Annotated in this window: 17 protein-coding genes and 8 pseudogenes; 12 read left to right on the top strand and 13 right to left on the bottom strand. The window is 62.8% G+C overall.

The genetic code is table 11. From position 1 onward, the window contains the following. The first annotated feature begins 33 nt into the window (after positions 1–33). On the top strand, positions 34–1,176 hold the full coding sequence (locus T428_RS0112370) for an acyl-CoA dehydrogenase family protein (protein WP_025736723.1): 1,143 nt from the start codon (positions 34–36) through the stop codon (positions 1,174–1,176). Between the two features lie 113 nt (positions 1,177–1,289). After that, the gene (locus tag T428_RS0112365; protein ID WP_025736722.1) at positions 1,290–2,030 is read left to right on the top strand and encodes a FadR/GntR family transcriptional regulator; all 741 of its coding nucleotides are present in this window, start codon (positions 1,290–1,292) and stop codon (positions 2,028–2,030) included. A 22-nt stretch (positions 2,031–2,052) separates the two neighbouring features. Here T428_RS0112365 and T428_RS35735 read toward each other — a convergent pair. The 3 genes and pseudogenes from T428_RS35735 to T428_RS0112350 all read right to left on the bottom strand — a co-directional run bounded on the left by T428_RS35735 (position 2,053) and on the right by T428_RS0112350 (position 5,233). After that, positions 2,053–2,858, bottom strand: a pseudogene (locus T428_RS35735) (enoyl-CoA hydratase/isomerase family protein). Positions 2,859–2,864: 6 nt separating this feature from the next. After that, on the bottom strand, positions 2,865–4,025 hold the full coding sequence (locus tag T428_RS0112355; protein WP_025736721.1) for a thiolase C-terminal domain-containing protein: 1,161 nt from the start codon (positions 4,023–4,025) through the stop codon (positions 2,865–2,867). Beyond that, on the bottom strand, positions 4,022–5,233 hold the full coding sequence (locus T428_RS0112350) for a Zn-ribbon domain-containing OB-fold protein (RefSeq protein ID WP_245604873.1): 1,212 nt from the start codon (positions 5,231–5,233) through the stop codon (positions 4,022–4,024). Before T428_RS0112350 ends, T428_RS0112355 begins: the two co-directional genes overlap by 4 nt. Before the next feature lie 171 nt (positions 5,234–5,404). Between T428_RS0112350 and T428_RS0112345 the strand changes: the two genes are divergently transcribed. From T428_RS0112345 to T428_RS27640, 5 genes and pseudogenes are all read left to right on the top strand, one after another. Then, positions 5,405–6,172, top strand: coding sequence for an SDR family NAD(P)-dependent oxidoreductase (locus T428_RS0112345; protein ID WP_051465217.1), 768 nt, complete (start codon positions 5,405–5,407; stop codon positions 6,170–6,172). Between the two features lie 63 nt (positions 6,173–6,235). Beyond that, positions 6,236–6,400, top strand: a complete 165-nt coding sequence (locus tag T428_RS32775; protein WP_156942939.1) for a hypothetical protein — start codon at positions 6,236–6,238, stop codon at positions 6,398–6,400. Further along, positions 6,397–7,518: an acyl-CoA dehydrogenase family protein gene (locus T428_RS0112335; protein WP_036467842.1), complete on the top strand. Its 1,122-nt coding sequence runs from the start codon at positions 6,397–6,399 to the stop codon at positions 7,516–7,518. Before T428_RS32775 ends, T428_RS0112335 begins: the two co-directional genes overlap by 4 nt. Next, positions 7,515–8,294 carry an SDR family oxidoreductase gene (locus T428_RS0112330; RefSeq protein ID WP_025736716.1) on the top strand — a complete coding sequence of 260 codons (780 nt, stop codon included), beginning with the start codon at positions 7,515–7,517 and terminating at the stop codon, positions 8,292–8,294. Before T428_RS0112335 ends, T428_RS0112330 begins: the two co-directional genes overlap by 4 nt. Before the next feature lie 198 nt (positions 8,295–8,492). After that, positions 8,493–9,322, top strand: a pseudogene (locus T428_RS27640) (mycofactocin-coupled SDR family oxidoreductase). Between the two features lie 70 nt (positions 9,323–9,392). Here the strand turns inward: T428_RS27640 and T428_RS0112320 are convergent. From T428_RS0112320 to T428_RS31985, 9 genes and pseudogenes are all read right to left on the bottom strand, one after another. Continuing rightward, positions 9,393–10,892 (bottom strand): MCE family protein, encoded by a 1,500-nt coding sequence (locus T428_RS0112320; protein WP_025736715.1) that lies wholly within the window; start codon positions 10,890–10,892, stop codon positions 9,393–9,395. A 10-nt stretch (positions 10,893–10,902) separates the two neighbouring features. Then, a pseudogene (locus T428_RS27635) lies at positions 10,903–12,027 on the bottom strand (MCE family protein). Then, positions 12,027–13,474: pseudogene (locus T428_RS27630) on the bottom strand (MCE family protein). Before T428_RS27630 ends, T428_RS27635 begins: the two co-directional pseudogenes overlap by 1 nt. Beyond that, positions 13,471–14,775, bottom strand: a complete 1,305-nt coding sequence (locus tag T428_RS0112305) for an MCE family protein (protein WP_025736714.1) — start codon at positions 14,773–14,775, stop codon at positions 13,471–13,473. The pseudogene T428_RS27630 and the gene T428_RS0112305 overlap by 4 nt, the downstream one beginning before the upstream one ends. Beyond that, positions 14,760–15,786 (bottom strand): annotated as a pseudogene (locus tag T428_RS27625) (MCE family protein). The gene T428_RS0112305 and the pseudogene T428_RS27625 overlap by 16 nt, the downstream one beginning before the upstream one ends. 77 nt (positions 15,787–15,863) lie before the next feature. Next, positions 15,864–17,295 (bottom strand): annotated as a pseudogene (locus tag T428_RS27620) (MCE family protein). 3 nt (positions 17,296–17,298) lie between these two features. Further along, positions 17,299–18,153 carry an ABC transporter permease gene (locus T428_RS0112290; RefSeq protein ID WP_025736713.1) on the bottom strand — a complete coding sequence of 285 codons (855 nt, stop codon included), beginning with the start codon at positions 18,151–18,153 and terminating at the stop codon, positions 17,299–17,301. A 10-nt stretch (positions 18,154–18,163) separates the two neighbouring features. Next, entirely contained in the window at positions 18,164–18,877 is a 714-nt protein-coding gene (locus T428_RS0112285; RefSeq protein ID WP_425412031.1) for an MlaE family ABC transporter permease, read from the bottom strand. Between the two features lie 1,161 nt (positions 18,878–20,038). Beyond that, positions 20,039–20,496: pseudogene (locus T428_RS31985) on the bottom strand (MaoC family dehydratase). Between the two features lie 85 nt (positions 20,497–20,581). On the opposite strand from T428_RS31985, the gene T428_RS0112275 reads away from it, so the two are divergent. The 3 genes from T428_RS0112275 (at position 20,582) to T428_RS36085 (ending at position 21,672) form a co-directional block, all read left to right on the top strand. Further along, positions 20,582–21,007, top strand: a complete 426-nt coding sequence (locus T428_RS0112275; protein ID WP_025736710.1) for a Zn-ribbon domain-containing OB-fold protein — start codon at positions 20,582–20,584, stop codon at positions 21,005–21,007. A 41-nt stretch (positions 21,008–21,048) separates the two neighbouring features. After that, entirely contained in the window at positions 21,049–21,243 is a 195-nt protein-coding gene (locus T428_RS0112270; RefSeq protein WP_025736709.1) for a ferredoxin, read from the top strand. A 279-nt stretch (positions 21,244–21,522) separates the two neighbouring features. Then, positions 21,523–21,672 carry a hypothetical protein gene (locus T428_RS36085; RefSeq protein ID WP_425412025.1) on the top strand — a complete coding sequence of 50 codons (150 nt, stop codon included), beginning with the start codon at positions 21,523–21,525 and terminating at the stop codon, positions 21,670–21,672. 250 nt (positions 21,673–21,922) lie between these two features. On the opposite strand, the gene T428_RS0112255 is transcribed toward T428_RS36085, so the two are convergent. Then, positions 21,923–22,276: an ArsR/SmtB family transcription factor gene (locus T428_RS0112255; protein WP_025736708.1), complete on the bottom strand. Its 354-nt coding sequence runs from the start codon at positions 22,274–22,276 to the stop codon at positions 21,923–21,925. A 96-nt stretch (positions 22,277–22,372) separates the two neighbouring features. On the opposite strand from T428_RS0112255, the pseudogene T428_RS27610 reads away from it, so the two are divergent. Beyond that, positions 22,373–24,313 (top strand): annotated as a pseudogene (locus T428_RS27610) (heavy metal translocating P-type ATPase). Further along, the gene (locus T428_RS0112245; protein ID WP_036467921.1) at positions 24,310–25,149 is read left to right on the top strand and encodes a mycofactocin-coupled SDR family oxidoreductase; all 840 of its coding nucleotides are present in this window, start codon (positions 24,310–24,312) and stop codon (positions 25,147–25,149) included. The pseudogene T428_RS27610 and the gene T428_RS0112245 overlap by 4 nt, the downstream one beginning before the upstream one ends. Positions 25,150–25,175 lie beyond the last annotated feature (26 nt).

Below are 25,175 nucleotides of genomic sequence, written 5' to 3'. Positions count from 1 at the left end.
GGGTGCTGATAATGCCAGTTGGAGGAATAGACGATGCGCCGCAACATCTTTGATGACACTCACGAGGAATTCCGCGCGACCGCACGTGAGTTTTTCGAACGGGAATGCGTTCCGCACGTTGAGAAGTGGGAGCGGGATGGCAGAGTCAGCCGCGAAGCCTGGCTGGCTGCCAGCGAACACGGCCTCATCGGATGGGAATTCGACGAACAATACGGCGGGCTGGGAATCAGGGACTTCCGGTTCAACCAGATCCTGTCAGAAGAGATGTTCATGACAGGCGCGGTCGGCATCGGCCTCGGAGTGCAAAACGACATCCTCGTCCCGTACCTCAACTCATTGACCACCGAAGAGCAAAAGCAGCGTTGGCTGCCCAAATTCGTTGCGGGAGAATACATCGGCTCGATCGCCATGTCGGAGCCCGTAGCGGGGTCGGACCTGGCCGGCATCAAGACGACCGCACAAGATCAGGGTGACCACTGGGTGGTCAACGGGCAAAAAACGTTTATCAGCAACGGGCTGCTGTCGACACTGGTGCTCACCGCCGTCAAAACCGATCCCGAAGCAGGCCACAAAGGTATCAGCCTGCTGATGATCGAAGATGGCATGCCGGGGTTCACCCGCGGACGTAAACTCGACAAGATCGGCCAATTTTCGGCCGACACCGCCGAGCTGTTTTTCGACAATGTCCGGGTACCCAAGCAGAACCTGGTCGGAGAACCCAATCGCGGGTTTTACCATCTGGTCGCGAACCTGCCCAGCGAACGTGTCGGCGTCGCATGCTACGCAATTCCGGCTGCCCGGCGCGCGCTCGATCTGACCAAGGAATATGCGGCGCAACGTATCGCCTTCGGGCAGCCGATCGGCAAGTTTCAGGTGAATAGACATTTCATCGCCGAGATGCAGGTCAAGCTCGACGCCGCGCAGCCTTACCTGGACCAGTGTGTGCTCTCGGTCAACGACGGCTCGCTATCTGACGCCGACGCCGCCGGTCTGAAGTGGTGGACGTCGGAAGTGCAATGGGAAATCCTCGATCGCTGTCTGCAGCTGCACGGTGGCTACGGGTATATCAACGAGTACGAGGTGGCGCGGCTGTGGCGAGATTCGCGGGTGCAGCGGTTGTACGCCGGGACAACCGAAATCATGAAAGATCTGATGGGCCGGGCCATGGGATTCTGACACAACATCTCGTTGCCCTACCGAGAAGAGCACGTCGATTTTGGATCAAGTAATCTATCCAGATATTTAACTGAATATTCTGAACAACGCATGCCATCGGAGGGATGGGAAACGTGGAGGTCAACAGTCTCCGTGAGCCAAAGATGGCTGACAGGGTGGCGTCCGTACTGCGGCGCATGGTGGTGCGCGGCGAGATCAGCGAGGGCACGATGTTGCCGTCGGAATCCGAACTCATGGAGCAGTTCGGCGTCTCCAGACCCACGTTGCGGGAAGCATTCCGGGTATTGGAGTCCGAGTCGCTGATCAAGGTGGAACGCGGGGTCCGGGGCGGCGCACGAGTGCAGGCGCCGCGCAAGCAAACCCTGGCGCGCTACGCCGGGCTCATTCTGGAGTACGAACGCGTCACCCTCAAAGATGTCTACGATGCCCGCGTAACCATCGAAACTCCGCTAGTGGTACAGCTGGCACAAAAGCGCGATCCCAAGGTCATCGCCGAACTTGAAAGCATCGTCGAGCAAGAAGCTCAGCTGCGCCCTGGCAGCGAAGCGGTCTCGCAACTTACCGACTTTCACGCGGCCATCGCGCGCTTGTCGGACAACAAGACGCTGCAGATGATCAACGAGATGCTGCACCACATCATCGAAAACGGCAATCGATCACTGCAGCCCACCACCGGCGCCAACGCCGAGCGGGCCGTGCGCCGGTCGGCCAAGACTCACCGAATGATCCTTGACCTGATCAAGACCGGAGAAGCGGAGAAGGCCGGCGAGCTGTGGAGCAAGCACCTCCGAAAGGCAGAAGAATTCTTGTTCACCGGCGTCGAGCTGTCGACCCCCGTCGACCTGCAGGAATGATCCGCCCAGTGCGAGTACACCGTTAGGCCTTGCGGCCACGAAACGCCGCGACGCGTTCCTTGAATTCGCGAGTCGAAAAGGACGTGTATTCCTCCGCGAGCGCGTATTCGAGGACGCCAAGAGCGGCGCGAGACAGGTGCATGTTCATGGCAATCTTGGTCGCGCGCAACGCCTGCGCCGGCAGTGCGGCCAGCCGCTCGCCCAGTACCAAGGCTTCGTCGAGCACGGCGTCATCGGCAGCGACTCGCGTGACCAAATTCAGCTTCTCGGCGTCCGCGGCACTGATCCGGTCCCCCAACATCACATACTGCTTGGCTTTCATCAGGCCGATCAGAAGCGGGAGCATAGCCGCACCACCGTCGCTGGCAACCAGACCCACCGCCACATGCGGATCCGCGAGGTAGCTGCTCTCCCCCATCACAGGAAATCACTCAACAACGCGATCGAGCAACCAAGGCCCACTGCGGGACCGTTGACGGCCGAAACGAGCGGCTTTGGGAAATTGATCACTTCCATGAACACCGTTCGCGCTTCGGTGATCTGGAATTGGCGGGCCGTGGCATCCTCGATGAGGCGCCCGAACATGACCATGTCTCCGCCGGCGAAGAAAGCTTTACCAACGCCGGTGACGATCACCGATCTGACGTCGTCGTCGGCGGCGAGAACACGCCAGATCGGCGCGAAAGCGTGGTGTACCTCCTCGTTGACCGCGTTGAGAGCCTCAGACCGGTTGATCGAGACGACATGCGTCGCACCTCGCTTCTCGACCAGCAACCAAGGCGCGAAGCCCTCGCAGCCGGCCAACGTCGCGGTCTCCGCAGCAGTCATTGCGCCCTAACTCTTCCGATTCGACAGTATTGTCACGGCCGACACTGCTGTCGGTCCGCCGATATTGTGCGCCAGGACAACTCGCGCCCCGTCCACCTGGTTCTCCGCTTCGCCACGCAACTGATTGAACAACTCGAAACACTGCGCAACCCCCGTTGCACCGGGCGGGTGGCCCTTTGCCTTCAGACCACAACTGGGATTGACCGGTATCGATCCACCCACATAAGTCTCCCGGGCTTCGACCAACTTGTGCGCTTCGAAACGGCTCGCGAAACCGAGGTCTTCGTAACTGATCAGCTCCACCCCGGTGAAACAATCGTGCACCTCGGCAACGTCGATGTCCTTCGGGCTGACCCCCGCCATCGCCATCGCGGATTTGGCGGCCTTCACCGTCGGTAGGAAGCTGGTCATATCCGACTTGTGCTGGTGCATCACCCGATCCATGCCCAGGCCGAAGCCGCGGATCCAGACAGGCCGGTCGGTGTATCGGTCCACGACGTCCTCGGCAGCCAGGATGACGGCCGCCGCGCCATCGCTTTGCGGTGTGCAGTCGTACAGCCCAAACGGGTCAACCACGATCGGGGCGCTCAAGGCTTGCTCGATGGTGATCTCGTAGCGAAGTTGCGCCTTCGGATTCTTCAAGGCATGGAAGTGGTTCTTCACGGCCACCATCGCCATGTGTTCTCGAGAAGCCGGAGATTCGTGCAGATATCGCGTCACGTGCAGCGCAAAGTTGGCCGGCGCAACCAGACCCAACGGATAGTCCCACGCATTGTCTCGCGTCATGGCCGCCCAGTCCCAAAAAGTGGTGTTAGCCGCGGTTTCACGTACCTTATCAGCACCGACCACCAGCACCACGTCGTAAAGACCCGAGCCGACCGCGATCGCCGCATTGCGAATCGCGTCATTGCCTGTCGCGCAGGCATTCTCAACCCTGGTAACCGGGATATCCACGAGGTCCAAGGTGTCCGCGAGAATGCCGGATGGAAAGCCATCGGTGGTGGACAACTCGCCAAACCAGGCGGCCTCGACATCGCGCTTCTGTAGGCTCTTGTCGACATGAGCCACGGCCTCGGCGTAGGCCATCGGGATCAGATCTTTGATTCCCAACCCAAAATGCTCGGCGAACGGCGTCATTCCCGCCCCGACGATCGCAACGTTTCTCATGCCGATACTCCTAGTGTCCGCTCGGGCCTGAACGCGTAACCGTAATCGGGAATCCCGGACCGGTTGGCGATCTTGCGCAAGACCACGCTGCCCGGTTGGCCGACCTCGATCTGCCCGGCCGCGACGCCGGTGAGTTTGAGCAGCACACGGACCTGGCTGCCATCGAGCTGCACCACGGCCAGCGAATAGGGGCCGGGGAGGTCCGGAACCGGGATGTGCACCGTGGTATGGGTGTAGACCGTGCCGGTACGCGGCAACGGGGTCAACCGGTAGTCGGCCAACTCGCCGAGGCTGTCCACCCGAACCCGGGGAGGAAACAACGGTGCCGCATCGATGCCCGGTCGGGGTTCGAATACCGCTGCTTCCCAACGCAATTTGGGATCGAACGCGCGACTGTACGCGGCCAGCGAGATCGGGATTCCGTTGCCTTCCACATACTTCGACGCCGGCAACGACGCGGGCTCCGATTTGTCTCGGTTGATCGGACAACTTCCCGCGCCGAGGCGAGCAGCCACCGCCGTCGACTGTTTGACGGCGAGCAGCATGCCCTCGGTGCCGGCGTGGACAACATCGGCGAGGGCACCGATGACACCGGACGCCGAGGACTGCGGGTGTTGCACGCAATCGGCTGCCACCAAGCCCTTTCCGAGTTCGCGGGCGCCGATACCGACGACGGCGACCACATCGGCAACGCCCAACCGGGCAACCGTTGCCTCGACCCCGATTTCGCGTACCAGGCGGGTGTCAGCATAGGTGTGGCGCACTCCGTCACCACCGCGCGCCACCACGTGCAGGCTGCGCAATTGCCGAGACACCGGGCTAAGTGCCGGTCCGCTCGTGCCTACCAGCACGGCGCCGGCCCCGACCGCCGCATCGGCATCGGAGGCGAGCACCAAGGTGCCGTCGTCGGCAGCCAAAATCTGGTCGAGTACCACCGGGCCGCCACCCAGGACTTCAGCTACCGGCACGTCGGCGGGCAAGGACAGACCCGCGAGCAGCGCGGCGCCGTTGCCGCCCTCGAGCAGTGGGAAATCGCGGGAGACGAACACGACCCGGCGTGCAGTGGCATCGGGATCTGCCGCCCGGCCCGCGGCCACGGCCATCGTCAGCGCATCCTCGTCGGGACCCGCGGCGCGCACGCCGCGCACCTCCCAGGGCGGCAAGTACGTCCCGATGGAGGCAATCTGCACCCGGCCAGTTTCAGTCACAGCGTCCACCCTTGTCGTACCGGAGACTTCGATATCTCGACCGCCATATATATATATAGTTATATCATTCAACCGCGAGTTCGATGTGGGCGCCCGGCTACGTCAGCCTATCCACCGTGAGGGAGACACGTGAGCAGCTATCGCGCCACTCGGTCATTGACGGGCCAAGTGATGCTGGTTAGCGGTGCCAGCCGAGGTATCGGCCGCACCCTCGCCGATCGTGCCGCGGCTGATGGGATCCGAATTGCATTACTGGCCAAGACATCCACACCTAATCCGAAGATTGCGGGTACACTGAACGAAACCGCAGAGGCCGTGCGGGCCGCCGGCGGCGCGGCCTTGGCGATACCGTGCGACGTACGCGATCCCGGATCAGTCGGCGACGCGGTCAACGCGGTCGCCAAGGCGTTCAGCCAACTCGACATTGTCGTCAACAACGCCGGCGCATTGGATCTGCGGCCGACCGTGGCGTTGCCGCCCAAAAGCTTCGATCGCTTGCTCGCGGTCAACGTCGAAGGCCCCTTCACGTTGGTGCACACGGCCCTGCCCCTGTTCTCGGCCTCGCCGCACGCCCATATCGTCAATATTTCCCCGCCGGTGAACCTGGAAGCCGCGTGGGTCGGCGCCCACGTCGGCCATACCGTCAGCAAGTACGCGGAAAGCCTTCTCACCCTGGGTTGGTCGGCAGAATTCGCGGCGTTTGGCGAAACCCAGGCCACCGCACAGTCGCGGAGTCCACACATCATGGCCGATGCAATGCACGCGCTGGTTACCCGGCCACCGATAACCAGCGGCAAGTTCTTCACCGACGAACAGTTGCTACGCGAAGAAGGTGTCACCGACTTCAGCGAATATCGGCTCGCGGCCCGTGAGGGAGACCTCACTCCAAACTTCTACCTGCCCGATACCGCAGTGCCGACGATCGGTGCGCTGCAATGAACCCGCAGGGTCAATGCGCTTGCGATTGATCTCGGCACAACGTTCGAGCAGGAGTCCGTCGAGGTGGCTGCAGAACTTATCGAGGAACTCGGTCCGACGTCGTCCGACGCTGAGTCCATGCGCGAGCTACCCACCACGGCCCGCTTGCACGCACCGCTGTTCACGCTGCGGGGCGGGACAAACGAGGTCATGCGCGGGATGATCGCCCGGCAGATGGGAATTCGATGACTAACGCCAACGCTCTGCTCGGCGGCATCCTTACTGCCGACAGCCAGCCGGACGACCTGTCGGACTTGTGCAAGTTAATCACGGATATCGGGCAGAAGTCGTCCGGTGCCCGGGCCGGTCGTGGAACCATGCCGGAAACTCTCGACCGGCAACTGTGGACCGACCTGTGCGACACCGGGCTGGCCCGGTTGACCAGCACACCAAGCCTTGACGCCGGACCCGCCGAACTAGCTCTGGTCCTGTACACGCTGGCTCGACACGCCGCTGCGGCTCCCATCGCCCAAACGGATCTGCTTGCGGCATGGCTTATTTCACTCATCGACCATGAACAGCCACAAGACGCGGTGCTGACCGTCGCCTGTGCCGACAGCCAGCTCAGCAATGGCTGGCTGCGCGGCGTGGCCACCGACGTGCCGTGGGCCAGTGCCGCGGATGCGATCGTGATAGCGGCCCGCACCGCCGACGGGCTACGCATTGCGGTAGCCACCCATCGAGAATTGTCGATTCAATACCGGCACAACCTCGCCGGCGAGCCGCGCGACACCGTGCTCTTCGAACTCCCGCACGAACTGTTCAGTGACCCCCTCCCCGGTGCCGAGCGTGAGTTGATCCGACGCGGCGCCTGGGCACGATGCGTCCAGGCTGTCGGCGCACTCGACGCCGTCGCAGAGTTGACACTGCAGCACACCCGCGAACGCGAGCAATTCGGGAAGTCGCTGAGCCAGTTTCAGGCGGTGCAACAGTCGCTGGCGGCGATGGCCGGCCTGGTCGAAGAGGCGCGGGCGACCGTCAACCTCGCGGTGAGCACGACTGTCGAGTACGGGTTCGACTCGCCGGCAACAGAATTCGCCGTGAACTGCGCCAAGGTCACCTGCGCAAGGGTGGTTTCCCCGGCCAATACCGTGGCACACCAACTCCACGGCGCAATCGGCACCACGCTCGAACATCAATTGTGGCGGGTCACAAGTCGTGCCAGGAGCTGGACAGAAGAATTTGGTCGCCCTACCGCATCCGCGGTCGCATTGGGCGCCTACGCCCTGGCCGCCCCCGATCCCTGGGACATCTGCATCGGCCTGGCACCGGATCCCCAACACCACAACGGCAAAGGAGCTTTATGACTATCACCTGCACGTCGCTGTTCGCGGATGCATCGGCCATCGTCAGTGGCGGGGCGGGCGGCCTCGGTGAGGTCACCGTCCGACGACTGCACGGCGTCGTGATCGCGGACCTAGACGAGCGCAAGGGAGCCGCTCTTGCCGCGGAACTAGGGACGGGCGCGCTATTCGCCCAGACCGATGTCACTAGCACCGAGAGCGTTACTTCTGCCATCGAGGCCGCCCAGTCGTTGGGTGCCCTGCGCTACGCCGTGGTCGCCCACGGCGGGTTCGGCGTAGCGCAACGAATCGTTCAGCGCGACGGCACACCTGCGGATTTCGAGAGGTTCCGCAAGACCGTCGATCTGTATCTGAACGGCACATATAACTTGACGCGCCTGGCTGCTGCCGCCATGGCCGCGACGACCGAACCCGGCCCCGACGGTGCGCGCGGCGCAATTGTGCTCACCGCATCGATCGCCGGCTACGAGGGTCAGATCGGACAGACCGCTTATGCGGCAGCCAAAGCCGGCGTCATTGGCCTGACCCTGGCTGCGGCCCGCGACCTCAGTTCCACAGGTATCCGAGTCAATACGATTGCCCCCGGAACGATGCGAACCCCGATCATGGAATCGGTCGGCGAAGAAGCCCTGGCTAAGTTCGCCGCGAACGTGGCCTTTCCCAAACGCCTGGGCAGTCCGGCCGAATTCGCCGAAGCAGTCTTGTTCATGCTGTCCAACGGGTATGTCAACGGAGAGGTCCTGCGCCTCGACGGCGCGCAACGATTCGGGCCCAAATAGATTCGCTCGGAACACCGGCTCCGATGCGTATCGGCGAACACGCAACAGTGCCGGAGCCGCCGTCGTACGTTCTCATCGGGTATCTCGCCAATCCAGGCTGGCGCACGACTCGCCCGACGACTAAATTATCAAACTAGTTCTATAATTCGTGGTCGGTCGAACACCTTCAATCCGGCGCGTCCGGGGTCAGGAGAAGCCATGGGAATGTTGGACGGCCGGGTGGTATTCATCACCGGTGCGGCCCGCGGGCAGGGCCGCTCGCATGCCGTTACATTCGCCGAGGAGGGCGCCAACATCGTCGGGGTCGACATCTGCGAAGACCTCGATATCGTCCCCTACTACCTGGCACACTGGCGGACCTTGAAGAGACCGTACGTCTTGTTGAAAAAACAGGCCAGCAAATGGAGTTCGCCAAGGCTGACGTCCGTGACATGGCGGCTTTGCAACGGGCGTTCGATGCCGGGGTCGAGCGATTCGGTCACATCGACACCGTCATCGCCAACGCCGGCGTGATTCTGACCAATGCCGAGGAACGCGATGCTGCCGAGGCGATGCGGCTTGGCGTAGACAACACCATGCTTATCGGCGTGTGGAACACCTTCCAGGTAGCGCTGCCGCACCTCAAGGCACGAGGGCAAGGTGGCAACATCGTGGCTACCAGTTCCATGGCTGCCTTGCTGGACCTCACCGACGGCCGCGGCGGCCCCGATGCCTATAACATGTCGAAGCTTGCGATTACTGGGCTGGTCCGTTCATACGCGAACCTTCTTGCCCCGCAGGGAATCCAAGTAAATGCCGTGGCACCTACGAACTGTGCCACCTCGATGGTGACGGAGAACCCGGCGCTGTTCAAGGTGATCGAGGAAAACCCCAACCTGGTCAACGCCATGCAGACGGCACTACCCAGTCTCCCGATGATCGAGCCTCGGGACGTCAGCAACGCGATCTTGTTCTTGATCTCCGAGCAGGGTAGGTCTTTCACCGGAAGCCTGCTCCAGGTAGATGCGGGCATGGCCATCCGTTGCTGAGCTGGGTCACGCTGGCATCACCCCAAAACGACGACGCGGAGCACCCGACCGCCCGGTACCTCACCTTGGTTTATTCGTTGGGCGGCACCAGCATCGATTGCCATGTCCGGCCCACCTGGTTGTTGGCAAGGTCGGATTGGCGGTACACCATGCCGTCGGGCCCCACGTATTCGCCAGTCGTCGGGTTGTATTCGGCGATCGCAAGCGGCGCGGGCGGCGGGCCCGCAGGCGGCTGAGGTGGTGCCGGCGGCGCGGGCTGGGGTGCGGACTGCGGATACCCTGGCGGAACTGGCTCGCCGGGATCGAACTGCGGCACGCCTTGACCGGACAGGGTCGCGTTGGGATCGCCCTTCCGGTTGTTTCCCTCATTCAACGGGACATACTCTTCGTTGCTTTCGCACAACTTGACCGTCGCCGCCCGCTTCCCGAGCACTGTCTCACACGGGTAGTTGCGAGCACCACGCACGTTGAACTGCGCGTCCTGCGGTACTCGGCAGTAGAGCGGACCCGCGGGCCGAGCCGGGTAATCCTCGAAGGTGGCTGAGCGTTGTTGTTGTGCCGGAAGAAAACCCGTAGAGCACACCGGCGGAGGATTCAGGTTCAGCTTGAAGCTCAGGAAAGCCCCGTTGTACTCCTGCTTGGTTCCCCGGTTGGCCAGACCGGCGCCCTGGACGGCCTGGGTTCCTTGTGGCAGCAGCACGAGGAGCTGTTCGAGATCGGCTCGGTAGGCGACCGCGACCTCGCCGACGCTGACCAGGTTCGTGAGCAGCGCCGGCAGCGTTGGCTGGACCCGCTCGAATAGTTGGCGCGCCTCGTCGGCCGCACCTGCCGTGTTGTGCACCACCCCGCGTAAAGCGGAGTCATTGGTTTGCAAGGACTTTGTGACATAGGCGAGGTGGGATGCCCACGCCTGGACGGCGTCAGAGGTGTCGGACTGGGTGTCTAGCAGTGGACCGACGTTGTCGACCAGATTTTGCAACTCATCCTGATGCGCTCGCGAGTCGTGGGCCAGGGCCGAACCGCCACGCAAGAATCTGGCGATCTCCGGTCCAAGACCGCCGAAGGCCGTATACGACTCGTCGACAACCGTTTTCAGGTTCTCCTGCAGGATCGCCTTCAGGCCACGGTTAGTCGCGTCGAGCAGGGCGTTGATATCGGGCGGCACCGATGTGCGCGCTCGCGGGATCACGTCGCCATTCGACAGCGGCCGAGACGAGGCGTTGCGCGGCAACAGGGCCACATACTGCTCGCCCACAGCGCTTTGACTATGCACTTGGGCGTCTAGGTCGGACGGAATTTTGACATCGGAGCGCAGGCTTAACGTTGCCGCGACACCGCTGTCGGTAAGCCTGATGTCTTTCACCGTACCGACCTCGGTCCCCAGGTAGGTGACGTTGCTGCGGTCGTACAGGCCGGCCGCTTCGGGCAACTGCAGCGTCACGTCGTAGCGACTTACCCCGAAAAACAGTGCGGGCAATCGCATGTAGTCGAAGCCCAACACCAGCATCGCCGTGAGGGATACCAGCGAAAAAATCGATATCTGAATCAAGATCCTTTTGCTTAGGCGCATTTCACGGCCCCTAATCGAAGCGGTAGGGCACAACAAGTGGGTTGCGTGCTGTGTATGGACTCGGCATTTGTCCGATGGTGCGGCCCCACTGCATCTCGAGCTCGGTCAGCGATCCCTCGAACCGGGTGCCCGTCAGGAGGCCGGCATCCAAGCGAGACAAGGTCAGGTCCATGATCACTGTCACGTTTGCGTAGTCGCCGCGCAGCCATTTCGACAGGGTTGGCTTAGGGAAGGGATAGGTCGCGAAGAAATCCAAGGATCTGGTCAGGGCCGGCCCCGCATCGGCTAGCGACTTCAGCACGGGCCCAAGGTCCTTCAGCTCTTTGACGAGGTTGTCTTTGGTCTGATGGACGGCATCCGAAGCCAACGCGCTGAATTGTCCGATGGCCGTCACCGCATCGGCCAGCGTATTGCGTTCGTTGCTCAGGGCCGTCAGCGCCTCGGGTACCGTCTTCAGCGCCTTGTGGACCACAGGTTTGTCGTCGGCGAACTGGCGTACCAGGTTGTTGAGGCTATCGCTTGCGGCGATGATGTCGCGAGTCTGGCTGTTGAGGTTGCCGATGAACTCGTCGAGTTGCTGGATCAGGCCTCGCTACTCATCCGCTCGACCCGCGAGCGCCGTGCTGAGCACGCGGGTGATTTCCTGGATCTGACCGATGCCGCCGCCGTTGAGAAGCATCGAGACCGCGGCCAGCGTCTGTTCGGTCGTGGGATACATGCCCCCCGCCGAGAGCGGGATCAAGGCACCATTTTTCAGCCGTCCCTGCGGTGGCACCGCTGTCGGCGGGGCCAACTCGATGTGCAGAGAGCCCAAAAGACTGGTCTGACCCACGGTTGCGGTAGCATTTGCGGAGAGGTTCACCGACCCGTCAATGGTCATTGTTACCAACGCATGCCAGCCCTGGTGTTCGATCTTGGTGACATTGCCGACGGTCGTGTCACCAACCCGCACGCGCGAATTGCGCTGCATGTTTCCCACGTCTGGCACCTGGGCCTGGATGGTGAACGACCCCGGGCCGTTGCCCACGGTGCCGGGCAATGGCAGTGAGTTGGCGCCGTGCCAATTGGCGCACCTGCTCGCCGCGCCCAGGGCGACGAGCATCAGGAGGCCGTACCCGAGTTGTCTTGCGCGCATCAAGATCCTCCCCCGGCTGGCTGCGGCACCATCAGACCGGACAATCCGGCCGCGGGATCCGTCGAAGCCGGTCCTGACGGCGACGGCTGAATTGGTTGCGGCGGTTGGAATTCGACGCCATCGGATGCGGGCAGACGACTCGAAACATGCGGGGCACCGGCGGTCGCGGGATTTGCCGCGGGCCCATAGCCTCCGCCAAACGGAGCCCCGGCCGGGGACAGCGGGCCGCCGGAAGAAGGCGTCTCGCCGGATCCCGCGGGGCCGCCTCCGGCCGGTGGAACGTAGTCCGGCCGCAACCAATCCTCGCTGTAGGTCAGCTCATTGGACCGAGCGGCCGCACCGACGAACAGGTTCTCTCCCAGCGGAGGGAAGTTGTACTGACGATTCTTGATGATCGGGGCCAGGTATTGCACGCACAGCTTCGCAGACTGCTCGGCACCCCGCCGGGATGCCGCCTGCACGGCAGAGCACAAGAATTGTATGGGGTTGGCGAAGTTGTTCACCGCGAGGCCGCCGCTGAGTGTGCCCTGCGCGGGTTGGTAGATGTTGACGAAGTTCTGAAACGCCGGTGCCGCCACGTGCAGTGTCTGCTTGAGATCCTCTTTGGACTCATTGAGGATCGCGGCGACCGCGGTCAACTGATCCGTTGTCTTACCCAGGGTTTCGCGGTTGTCGGCGACGAAGGACTGCACGTCGCCGACAACGTTGTTGATGTCTGCGACCGCCTGCCCGACCTTGCCGGGACCGTCGGCAAGCATTCCGGTTACGGCGGCGAGATTGCCGTTGAGGCGCTTCAACAAGTCGTGACTGCTCTGCAGCGCGGTCACGAAGATGGACAGGTTCTTGACCGTGGTAAACAGGTCATCGCTGTGGTCGCCAAGAGCTGAAAAGACTTGTGAGAGCTTGATCAACGTTTCTCGGATATCAGAACCTTGGCCAGCCAAGTTGCCGGCGGCACTGTTGACGAATTCGCCCAAAGTGCTGACGCCGCCCGGCTTTGTCGGCTGCAAAGCCTCGGTGAGCCGTTGCAGCTGCACGCGTAGGTCGTCAAACTCGACGGGAACTGCGGTGCGAGCCATGGGAATCACGGCATGGTCGGCCATGGTCGGCCCGGAGGTGTATGCCGGCGTCAGTTGGATCGCTCGCACACTGACCAGCGATGGAGATATCACGGCGGCTTGGCATCGGCCGGCACCGGATATTTCTTGTCGTACCAGAAGTAGATCCGCACTCGGGTGCCCTGCGGTTCGATTCGCTCGATCTTGCCGACGGACACTCCTAGGATCCGCACGTCGTCGCCGACGAACACTCCGTTGCTGTTCGCGAAATATCCCGTGACGCGCACCTTGTCGATCACAGCACCGGTGAGCGCCACGATCAGGCTGGCAGAGACCAGGACAACCACCAGTACGACGCCGAGCGCAATCCGGGTGGAACGCTTCGTCATCTGTGTTCTCCCGGTGCTGGTTGCATAACCGGGCCGCCGGCCGGTGACGGCACCGAGGGCTCGTTGGGCGGCACCTCGGTTGCCGGCGGGCCGGGCGGCGGTCCACCGGGCGGCGGCGCGGGTGGCGGTTCGTGGTAGGGATAGCGGGGATCGCCGGGATTCCCCGTGATCGCATCGGGCAGGTGGAGTCTCGGATCGCCACCCTGCCCAGTGCGAGGCATCGGCATTGGGAGCGGCGGTGTTCCCGGCTGACCGACTTGAGGATCGGTGCGCTGTGTCGGCAGCAAGGTCGCCGGGTCGAGGCCGAGATCGGAGAAAGCGGCGTCGATGAACGGCTGGGAGAGTTGGCCCGGAAGTAGGTTCACCACATAGGCTTTGAAGAACGGGCCCGCGGCAACGGATTCGCCCAGCGACAACGCGTAGGCATTGAGTCCCTTGATGGACGTCTGGATCTCGGTCTTGCGGTTTTGCACCATCTGCATGACGCCGTTGAGCTTGTCGAGTGCGGGCTTGAGCGTCTGTCGGTTTTCTTGGATGACGCCCTTTATCTGTTGGGTGACCGCCGACAAGTTCGTCCAGATTTCATCGAGAGCTGTACTTTGCTTTCGCAGAGCGGCCAACAAGGCGTTGGTGTCTTGGACCAGCTTGACGATCTCGTCGCTGCGTTCGGCCAGCACCCCCGTGGCTTTCCGGGCGTTCGCGAGAAGCGAACGCAACTGTTGGTCGCGTTGCTCGAGCGTGTCGGAGAATCGCGACACCCCCTGCAGAGCGACCTTGAGGTCCCGCGAAGTGTTGGCGAAGGTATCTGCCAAGGTGGCCAACGATTTTGATACCTGGTCGGTGTTCAGCCCGCTGATTGCCGCGGTGAGGTCGCCGAGGGCATCGGGCAATTGATAAGCCGACCGGGTGCGTTCCATCGGAATCGTGGACTGCTGGCGGCCGGTACCGCGCGGGGCGACCTCCAAAATCTTTGCGCCGAGCAGGCTTTTGGTCTTGATCGCGGCCTCGCTGCGATCGCCTACGGCGACATCGTCGTTGATGCTGAACTTCACCAACACGCGTGGACCGTCCAACGAGATACTGTCGACCCGGCCTACCCGCAGACCCGACACCTGCACCGAGGAGTCGGGGATCAGAGCGCTAGCGTCGGCGAAATAAGCCGAATACTGGTTGGATTGCTCGACGAACGGCAGCAGTCGATAGTTGAGCGCGGCGATGATGACCACGGCGACGATCCCGATGCCAATTGCACCGACGATCAAGGGATTTCGCTCTCTGAATGATTTCACCTCGGCGTGCACCTCCCGCTGCTTTGACCGACCAGCTTCACGTATACGGGTTGGCCGCCTTTGCCGTTGAGCTTGAGGATCGTTTCGCACATGTAGAAGCTGAAGTAGTCTCCGTACAATCCCTGCCGGCCCAGGATCTTGTACGCGTCGGGTAGCGTCGCCAACAGGTTGTCGACATGGTCTTTGTCGCCGACGACGAGTCCGGCCGTGCGGTCCGCTTCGGTCACCAGCTTTTGCAACGAGGGCCGGCTTTGCGACAGGAGGTCGGCCACGCCGCCGGCAGCGGAGTTCGCGTAGCCGATCGCGTTGGCGATGTCGCTGCGCCGGTCCGCCAAGGTGCCGACGAGCTTGGACAGCGTATCCACGGCCTTGGCGAACTGAGTGTGCTGGTCGCCCAGGGATCCCACCAAGCTATTGAGGTTGACGATGACCGCACCGATGAGCTGGTCGCGGTCGGCCAATGTGTTGGTCAGCGCGGCCGTCTGTTGAAAAAGAGCTCAGTGTGGCGCCTTGCCCCTGGAAGGCTGCGATGAGCTGGCCCGACAGGGCGTTTACCTGATCGGGGTCGAGAGCATGAAACAGCGGCCTAAACCCCCCGATCAGAGCGTCGAGGTCGAGCGCCGGTGAGGTGTGGTCCAACGGAATCGTCGCGCCCGGCGGTAGTCGGCGGGTGCCTCCGGCGCCCTGTTCCAGTGCTAGATGCCGCCCACCGATGAGGTCGTCATACTTGATGACTGCGCGGTTGCCTTCGGTCAGGACGACCGAGTCGTCGACGGTGAATTGGACCCGGACGGTGGTGTCGGGTTGGATCCTGATGTCTTTGACCTGACCGACTTCGACGCCCGCAATCCGTACGAACTGGCCGGATTCCAGGCCGGCGACATTACTGAAGACCGCGTTGTAGGTGAGACCTTTACCGAACCTGACACCGCCGAAGATCGCGAATACCGCGAACATGCCGAACAGGCAGATCGCCACGAAGACGGCGAGGCGCCAGGTGGCGCCTCTCAGCCCTTGCCTCACAACCGGTCCTCTTGCTACCTCACAACCGGTCCTCTTGCTAGTCGTTGTCGGTCCGGCGTTGTCGATCCATCGCCGGCTTATCCACCCGGACCCGGCGGTGGCGCCGGCGTCGGCTGCATCTCGGCGGGATGAGGCACCACCATCGGCTCCTGGCCAGGTCGAGGTGGACCCGGCTCTGGTGGTGCGCCCGGTGGGGGCCGGTGGAAGCCCGGGGAACAGCGGCGTGCCGTCGGGCGCATACTGCTGCTGCCCGTACGCCGGGGCTCCCGGGTAGGGAATCGGGCCGGGCGCGGGGCCGCCGGGGTTCCGGATGCTGGGCGGTTCAGGATTTGCCCGCGTGACCGGGAAATAGTTTGCCCAGCCGGGGAATCCGATGCCGGGGTTGGTCCGGATGTCATTACCGGTGCCGTACCCGGTGTTGGTGACTAGATACCGCACCGGCCAGTTGTTGGCCACGTCAGGCAGCGACCCACATCCCGGTTTACCTCCCAGCCCGCCCTTGGCGCCGTTGATCGGCAGATTGTCTGGATAGCGGTAGGGGTCATCACCCATCAGCAGGGCGACGTCGAGGAGCACGGACTTGCCGTTGGTGCCGCCGGTGACACCGAGAAAGCCGGTGTCGAGCACCTGTTTGCCGCCGACCAACAGGCAGGTGAGCTCCGGGTTGTACTTCATGAGCAGCCCGGTGGTGGGTTCCAGGACGTTGATCGCCTTGATCAGGCGGTCGTTGTTCGCGCCGAGCAGGTTGGCGCCGCTGTGTGCGAAGCCGGTGACACCGACCAGCAGCGCGTCGAGATCGCTGGGGCTGCTGGCGATCGTCGTACTCGTGGTCGACAACGCGTCCAACGTTTTGATGATGTCACCGGCGGCAGCGCCGTACGTATCGCTAAAACCCCTGACTGAAGGCCAAACTCGGCGCAGCGCATCCGAATGATGGTTGAGCATCGTCAGCACTTGGTCACCGTCGGTGATGGCCTCCCCGAGGCTGTCGCCTTGGCCGCGGAGCCCTTCCGCGAGCGCGGACAGCACCGCGTTGAGTTTGGCGGGATCTATCTGGTGCAAGACACTCGTCAGATTCTGGAAGACCGTATCCACCTCGGTACTAACGTTTTCCGAGCGAATCACCGCACCAGAGGAGATGTGTCGGGCGCTCGGGTTGGCCGGATAGATGAGGTCGACGTACTTCGCCCCGAACGCCGTATTGGCGCGGATTCGAGCGGAGATGTTGGCGGGGATGTATTTGACCTGGTCCGGGTAGAGGTCAAGGATCAGGCTGACCGGATCTTTGCCGCCGACAATCCCGCTGACCTTGCCGACCTCGACACCGCGCAACTTGATCTTGGCGCCCGGCTCCATGACCAATCCGGACCGATCCGACGTCAACGTCACCGCCACGTAGGAACGGAAGCTGCCGAAAAAAAACGAAGTGGTGACGAACAAGAACGTCGCAATGAAGGACAACAGCACCAAAGTCCAGGCTGCTGTCGGGATACCACGTCTGCGCCGCATCGCCTACCCCGACAGGTGGAAGTTACCGGACTGGCCGTAGATCGCCAGCGAAACGAACAGGGAGACGGTGATTGCCGAGATCAACGACGTGCGGACGGCGCGTCCTACCGCCTCGCCGACTTCGGCCGGGCCGCCACTGGCGGTATAGCCGTAGTAGGTGTGGACGAGCATCACCACGATTACCATCGTGATCGCTTGCAGGAACGACCAAATCAAGTCGCTCGGGTTGAGGAACGTGTTGAAGTAGTGGTCGTAGACCCCCGTGGACTGCCCGTAGACCGCCGTGGTTCCCACGCGGGTGGCGATAAACGCCATCAACACCGCGATGCAATACAAGGGGTTGACGACGATGACTCCCGCCACTACCCGGGTCGAGGCCAGATATGGCACCGAGCGGATGCTCATCACCTCGAGCGCATCGATTTCCTCACTAATGCGCATGGCACCCAATTGCGCAGTGGCGCCGGCTCCGATCGTCGCGGCCAACCCGATGCCGGCGACAAGGGGACCGACCAGGCGGACGTTGAGGAAGGCCGACGTGAACCCGGCCAGCGCGTCGACCCCGACTTCCTGTAATTGGGTGTACGCCTGCACAGCGATCAGGGATCCGGCCGACAGCGTGAGGAATCCGACGATCACAACCGTTCCGCCGATGATCGCCAGCGCCCCGACACCCAAACTCATTTGCGCGATGAGAGTTACGATCTCGGTCTTGTAACTGATCAAGGCATCACCGATACCTCCGAGAGTCTTTGCGTAGAACTGGGTTTGGATCCCGATGCGGTTCCAGCCTTCGAGGCTGCCGGTGATGGCCCGCCGCAGGCGTGGCGATTTGGTGGAGGGTACGGCAAGAGTCATCACGCCCTCCTCATTTGAACGTCACCTGTACCGCCACTGCCGTGACGACGACGTTGATGATGAACAGGGCCATGAACGTGAAGACCACGGTCTCGTTGACGGCATTGCCGACGCCTTGCGGGCCGCCTCCTACCGACAATCCCTTGTAGCAGGCGATCAGCCCGGCGACGACGCCGAAGATCAGGGCTTTGCAGAGCATGATGACGACTTCGGGTGTCTTGACCAACAGCGTCAAACCCGCGGCAAACGCGCCGGGGGTCACATGCTGGAAGAACACGGCGAAAAAGAAGCCACCGACGATCCCCACCAGTGCGACAAGGGATGTCAGGAGGAATGCGACGGCGGTGGCGGCGACGACTCGCGGCACCACCAGGGCCTGAACCGGATCGATCCCAAGCACCCGGAGCGCGTCGATCTCCTCCCTGATCGTCCGGGCACCGAGGTCTGCGCACATCGCGGTGGCCTCGGCCCCGGACACCACCAGCACCGTCACGATCGGACCGGTCTGCGTCACGGTGCCCAGCGCCGCCCCGGTTCCCGAAAAGTCGGCCGCCCCAATCTCAACCAACAAGGTGTTGATGGTGAACGTGCTCAGCACCGTGAAGGGGATGGAGAGCAACACCGTCGGCAGCATCGATACGCGAGCCACAAACCAGGCTTGCAGGATGAATTCCCGCCAGGCCCAGGGCGGCCGGCAGATCTGTAGGAACGTGTCGAGGCTCATCGCGAAGAACCCGCCAAGTTCGCGGACCGGTTTGGCCGCCACCGCAGCGTCAATCACCGTAACCCTGCTGATCGATCCGAAATCGCGCCAACGGATGTCTTCCTCTCGACTCACCCACACCGGCCGCGGCGAAGCGATGTGATTCACAACACTCATTGCGTCGCCGATGGGCAGTACACCACAAAAATCGGTGTAAGCAACCAGTTCTCCGCAATTTTCATGGTGCGTGGGACGGGCCGGTCAACAGCTAAGTTGATTCTTTGCTGTCGCCTAGTAACCGACAGCTCGCACCATCCGACTCGGACTGCGTCCGCTGGCCAGCTGTCAACGCGACGTCCGCCCGTCGGGTTAATCGACACTCGATACCCGACTTGGTTCACTAGAACGCGATGAGCTTCGAATATGCCGACTATGAACGTTATCTCGTCCGCAATTGGTTCGCGGGCGTAACTCAGCCATCAGCGACCCGCCCACGGCACCACATGCAGAAGTGACGGCGCCCGTCGGGGCGGACCGCTGCTGGCTCGACTCGAATAACATTTTGCTATGAATAAGATCATTTAAAATGAATGGTAACGTTAGCTACAGTAAAAATGATGCGGCTGAGAAGTCAGTTGATGCCATATTCTAATGGTGATGGAGCTAATCGTGGGAACGTATCTGCACAAAAGAGATATCTAGATAGTTTGCAGCTATCGGTACCGCATCCGGCCTTCTTGAAAATAACTCGACCGCGCGAACATCGGCGCGAGATTGTGCGCCGCAAGCAATGCCGGCGACATGCTCTGATGCGGCATCGACAGCGGGGTGGCACCCGTCCTACCTGCGGATATTCGATGTCGCGACCGCGGGGGCAGGCACTGCAGAGGTGCGGCGCCACGGCACCTTGCGTCGCCGGAATTCAGCCATCGATGAGCGGAACATCCCCGTGACCGCGTATTGAATATGCGCTCATCGCCGACGGATATGGCGCGTAAACCGTTTGGAACCGACGGCCACCGCGGCGAGAGACGCGAAATGCAGCTAAATATATATCTCATTATATAATTAGCGGGCGAGATCGATTCCCGCAATCGACCGTGGACGCTCCGATGATCGACTATGTACCGCGAGCTCGACTGCCCGGGCATTAGCTGCAGTCGCGCACACTCGGACAAAGACTCAGAACACAAAGCGGGCGATGAGATCTGCGACGAGTGCTGGCTTCTCGCATCCCTCGCGTCCGACGCTGTGCCGAACCGTGAGGTGACCGTCCGGTCGTCAACCTTTCCGGCCTCCACCAGCACTGAGCGCAGCCGTATCCGGGTTCCCGGCGTCACCGGCCCCAAAAAGCGGACTGTGTTCAACCCATAGTTGATGCCCATCTTGGCGTTCATCACCCGGTAGACCTCCTTGCTCATCGCCGGAATCAGCGACAGGGTCAGAAACCCGTGGGCGATGGTGGCCGCGTACGGGCTCTCACGCGCCGCCCGTTCGACATCGACATGAATCCACTGATGATCCTCGGTCACATCCGCAAAGTCGTCGATGCGATCTTGGCCGACGAGCCGCCACGAACTCGTGCCGAGCTCCTGGCCCGCTGCGGCCAAGGCGTCTTGAACGGAGGAGATCTTCCACATGTTCGCTCCTGACGCGGTGGAGTTTGAGAAAGCAAGATATTTGTATAACCATATAGCTGATAGATGGGACCACGGGAGGTTGAGGGTGACTCAGACGCAGGTGCTTACCGACACACTGTTTCGGGTAGAACAGGGCCGAGCCGTGCTGTTTGGGTCACGACGGCGATCGTCGGGACTGGTGAAGTTCCCCGCGGAACGATCCGAGTTGTTCGACGGTTGCGCCGACATCGACCTCGTCGAGCTATCGACCCAGGGCACCCTGTACACATATACGACCCAGGAGTTCGCTCCCCCGTTGCCGTACAAGGGAAACCGGAACCCTCAGGAATTTCGGCCTTACATCGTCGGCTTCATCGAGCTACCGGAGGGCCTCTTGGTAGAGAGCCTCATCGTGGGTGTCGAGCCGGCCGACATTCGTATCGGACAGCGGATGGTCTCGACCACCGTCAACTTCGAGACCGCGGACGGGGGTTCGTATCTCACATTCGCATTCACGCCGTCGGACCGTTGAGATCCGATGGACGATCAGTCAAGAAGGTGGCAGAACATCCAATGAAAGTCCGACTCGACAACGCGCGCTGCTCCGGCCACGCACAGTGCTTTGCCGTGCACCCCGATCTCTTTCCAATCGACGAGAACGGATACTCAATCGTTGAAGAGCACGAGGTTGACGCGGCGCACGAGGCGATCGTCCGACAGGGCGTGGCGGCTTGCCCCGAGCAAGCGCTGATTCTGAACGCCGACTAGCCTGCCCGGAAGTTCAGTTCGCAGGATAGGCCGGAGGTGGATAGACGCCGCGCAGTCCCCACGCGATCGCGTCGAACGCGAATTCGAGCTCATCGCTCATGTCGTAGTCAGGGCTTTGATCCATTGCATCCTCGCCTCAGGTTGACTTGACTCGACTGGACCTAGTGTCCTCGTACCATAACACGAACCATATAATCAGTTATATAGTTACTCCGTAAGGCTGAGCCGCGGATCAGCGTTTGTCACCGAGCAATCACCCATTCGGCTGCGGAGGATGCCATGGAGCGTTGCAAGTCACTGGTGGTGCTGGTCGCCGCCGCGAATGTCCTCAGCGGTGCGTTGACGGCCGCGGTGGCGAGGGCGGCTCGGGCGCTTGAGGTGGAGTACACGTACGACGTGGCGGTGCGGCGCCACTACAACTTTCCGTAATGATGCGATCGGGTACGGCCACGAGATCTGCGACATGGTCGGGCGCGGCGAACCCTACACTCAAGTCATGAGCGCCGTGAAGGGCAGCGTGACCCCTAACGACGAATTCGCGGCCAATTACCTTGTCTCGTAAGCTGTTAACCTGCTGTGCCCCGAACAGATCTGGCAGTTGAGGAACTCGGCAGCCGGCTACCGACCGCCCGCACAATAGCCGAGGGACTGCGAACGCATTGCGCCAAATCGGCGCGGGCTACGCCGTCGTGTCGGTCGCACCGAGACGCAGGTGCTCGACGTGATAGACGGCTTCGTCGAGCAATTGAGCGACGTGGTTGTCGTAGAGCCGGTAGACGATGTTGCGGCCGTTGCGGTCGCCGGCGACCAGCCCGAGCGTGCGCAGTAGCCGCAGTTGGTGCGACACCGCCGGCTGTTCCATCCCGACCTCCGTCGACAGCTCACCCACCGAACAGGGCGATTGCCGCAGCCGGGTCAGGATCATCAGCCGGTTGGGTGATGCGAGCGCCTGCAGCGTTTCGGCGATCTTGACCGCCGACACCGAGTCGAGCGTGGCCGGTGGTGTCACCCTGCCGTCGACTCCGTGTCCCATTCCTCAATTGAAGCACGCACCCACAAACTGATATGATACATATAGATCTGTACATGTCTACATAGTTGCCTGAGTTTGCGAGGGAGGACCGCATCGATGACGTGCACCACCGTGCCCCCGGTGCGCCTGCCGGTGGCGCGGCGTCTAGGCGTTTCGGGTCTCTGGTCGGTCGCGTCCGTCCGGTGGGCGACCGCCGCTCTGGTCCTGTTCGCGGCCGGACTCGCGGCCCAGTTGCTCGGCGCTCCGTCGTGGAGTTGGTGGGCCTGCTACCTGGCGTGCTATCTCACCGGCGGGTAAGCGCCGGCCTGGGAAGGCTTGCAGGCGTTGCGCTCTCGCTCGCTTGACGTTGATCTGCTGATGGTGATCGCCGCCATCGGTGCTGCGAGCATCGGGCAGGTCTTCGACGGCGCCCTGCTGATCGTCATCTTCGCCACGTCCGGCGCGTTGGAGGACGCGGCGACCAAGCGCACCGAGGACTCGGTCCAGGGCTTGCTTGATCTGGCACCCGATCGCGCGGTCCGCATCGACGCCGACGGGCTCGAGGAAAAGGTCGACGCCGCCGACCTGCGGGGCGGTGACGTCGTCAGCGTGCGCCCGGGTGAGCGCGTCTGCGCCGACGGCGTCGTCGTCGAGGGCGCCTCCGACGTCGACCAATCCTCGGTCACCGGGGAGCCGATGCCGTTCGCCAAGGCAGGCGATGACGAGGTCTTCGCTGGCACGCTCAACGGCGCTGGGGCACTTCGTGTTCGCGTCACCAAGGACCCATCCGAAACCGTCGTCGCCCGCATTGTCGCCCTCGTCGCCGAAGCGTCGGCCACCAAAGCCAAGACGCAGCTGTTCATCGAGAAGGTCGAGCAACGCTATTCCGTCGGCGTCGTCGCGGCCACCCTCGCCCTGTTCGCGGTGCCCCTGATTCTCGGGGCGCAACTGCAGACCACGCTGCTGCGGGCAATGACATTCATGATCGTGGCGTCACCGTGCGCGGTGGTGCTGGCGACCATGCCGCCGCTGCTCTCGGCGATCGCCACCGCCGGACGCCACGGTGTGCTGGTCAAGTCGGCGGTCGCGATGGAACACCTGGCGGACACCACTGCGGTGACCCTCGACAAGACCGGCACTCTGACGACCGGCGCGCCGCAACTGACCGGTATCGCCGCGATCGAGGACGGCGCCTCCGACGACGACGTGCTGCGAATAGCCGCCAGCGCAGAGCAATTCAGCGAACATCCGCTCGGGCGTGCGATCGTCGCCGCCGCCCGGGCACGCGGACTCGCCGTTGCCGAAACCGCCGATTTTCTGGCCCTTCCCGGTCGCGGCGTGCGGGCACGTCTCGGGGACCGGACCATCGAGGTGCTCAGTCCGCGCGCATTTTCCGCCAACCCGCTCGCGGCCGGCAGCTTCGAACGCCGGGGCAGCACCGCGGTGCTCGTCGTGGTCGACGGTGCGCCGGTGGGTGTGCTCGGACTCGACGACACCGTGCGCGAGGGCACCGACGCGGTGGTCCGCGCCATCGCCGCGACCACTGCAAGCCCCCCGGTCCTGCTGACCGGCGATACCCGGCCGGCCGCAGAGCAGCTGGCCGCGCAGGTCGGCATCACCGATGTTCGGGCCGACCTGCTGCCCGACGAAAAGGTCGCCGCCGTGCGGGGGTTGCAGGCTCACGGGCACCGCGTGCTGTTCGTCGGCGACGGCATCAACGACGCACCCGCCATGGCCGCCGCGCATAGCTCAATTGCCATGGGCCGCAACGGAGCCGACCTGACGCTGGAAACCGCCGATGCCGTCACCGTCCGTGACGAACTCGCCACCATCCCGGCCGTCATTAGGCTGGCCCGTCGTGCCCGCCGGGTGGTCATCGCGAACCTGGCCATCGCGGCGACCTTCATCATCGGCCTCGTCGTCTGGGATTTGCTGGGGCACCTGCCACTGCCCCTCGGCGTGGCGGGCCACGAGGGGTCGACGATCATCGTCGCGCTCAATGGGTTGCGTCTCCTGCGCGGGCGGGCGTGGCGGTCAGCGATATCGTGGTCACCATGACAAACGGCAGGGTGGCCGGCAAGGTCGCGTTCATCACGGGTGCCGCGCGCGGCCAAGGACGGGAACATGCCGTCCGTCTCGCCAAAGAAGGCGCCGACATTATCGCCGTCGATGTGTGTAGCGACGTCGAGGGCGTCAGCTATCCGGGAGCGACGGAGGCCGATCTCGACGAAACCGCGGCGCTGGTGGAGAAGCTGGACCGGCGCGTCGTGACGGCCAAGGCCGACGTCAGAGACCTCACAGCCCTTCGCGATGCGTTGCAGCGGGGAATCGACCAGTTGGGTCGGCCCGATGTGGTGGTTGCCAACGCCGGGATCAGCGGCAGTCCCGCGCCGGCCGCGCTGCTCGAAGAAGCGGCCTGGCAGACGATGCTCGACATCAATCTCACCGGGGTCTGGCACACCGTCAAGGTGGCGGTGCCGCATATGTCCGACGGCCGCGGCGGATCCATCATCTTGGTGAGCTCGATGCTGGGGCTGCGCGGCGGCGGGTACATGGCGCACTACGCCTCGGCCAAGCACGGCGTGGTCGGACTGATGAATTCGCTCGCGAATGAGCTTGCGCCACAGTTGATTCGGGTCAATTCGATCCATCCCGGCAACGTGCGGACGCCGATGATCGACAATCAGCCGTTCCATCGCACGTTGCGACCGGACCTGCCCAACCCCACGATGGACGACACGGCCGCCGTGCTCGGCCATTTCCACATGCTGCCGGTGCCGGTGATCGAGGCGCGGGCGGTCAGCAATGCCGTGCTGTTTCTCGCTTCCGACGAGGCGCAGTACATCACCGGGGCGGCACTGCCGATCGACGCCGGGGCCGTCGCGAAGTTCTAACGCGTGCGGGCCACCGCCTCGAGCGT

Origin of the sequence: Mycobacterium genavense ATCC 51234 (assembly GCF_000526915.1) — a bacterium.
GTDB lineage: Bacteria > Actinomycetota > Actinomycetes > Mycobacteriales > Mycobacteriaceae > Mycobacterium > Mycobacterium genavense.
The sequence above is the reverse complement of the archived record's forward strand: the minus strand, read 5'-3'. Positions and strand labels throughout refer to the sequence as shown.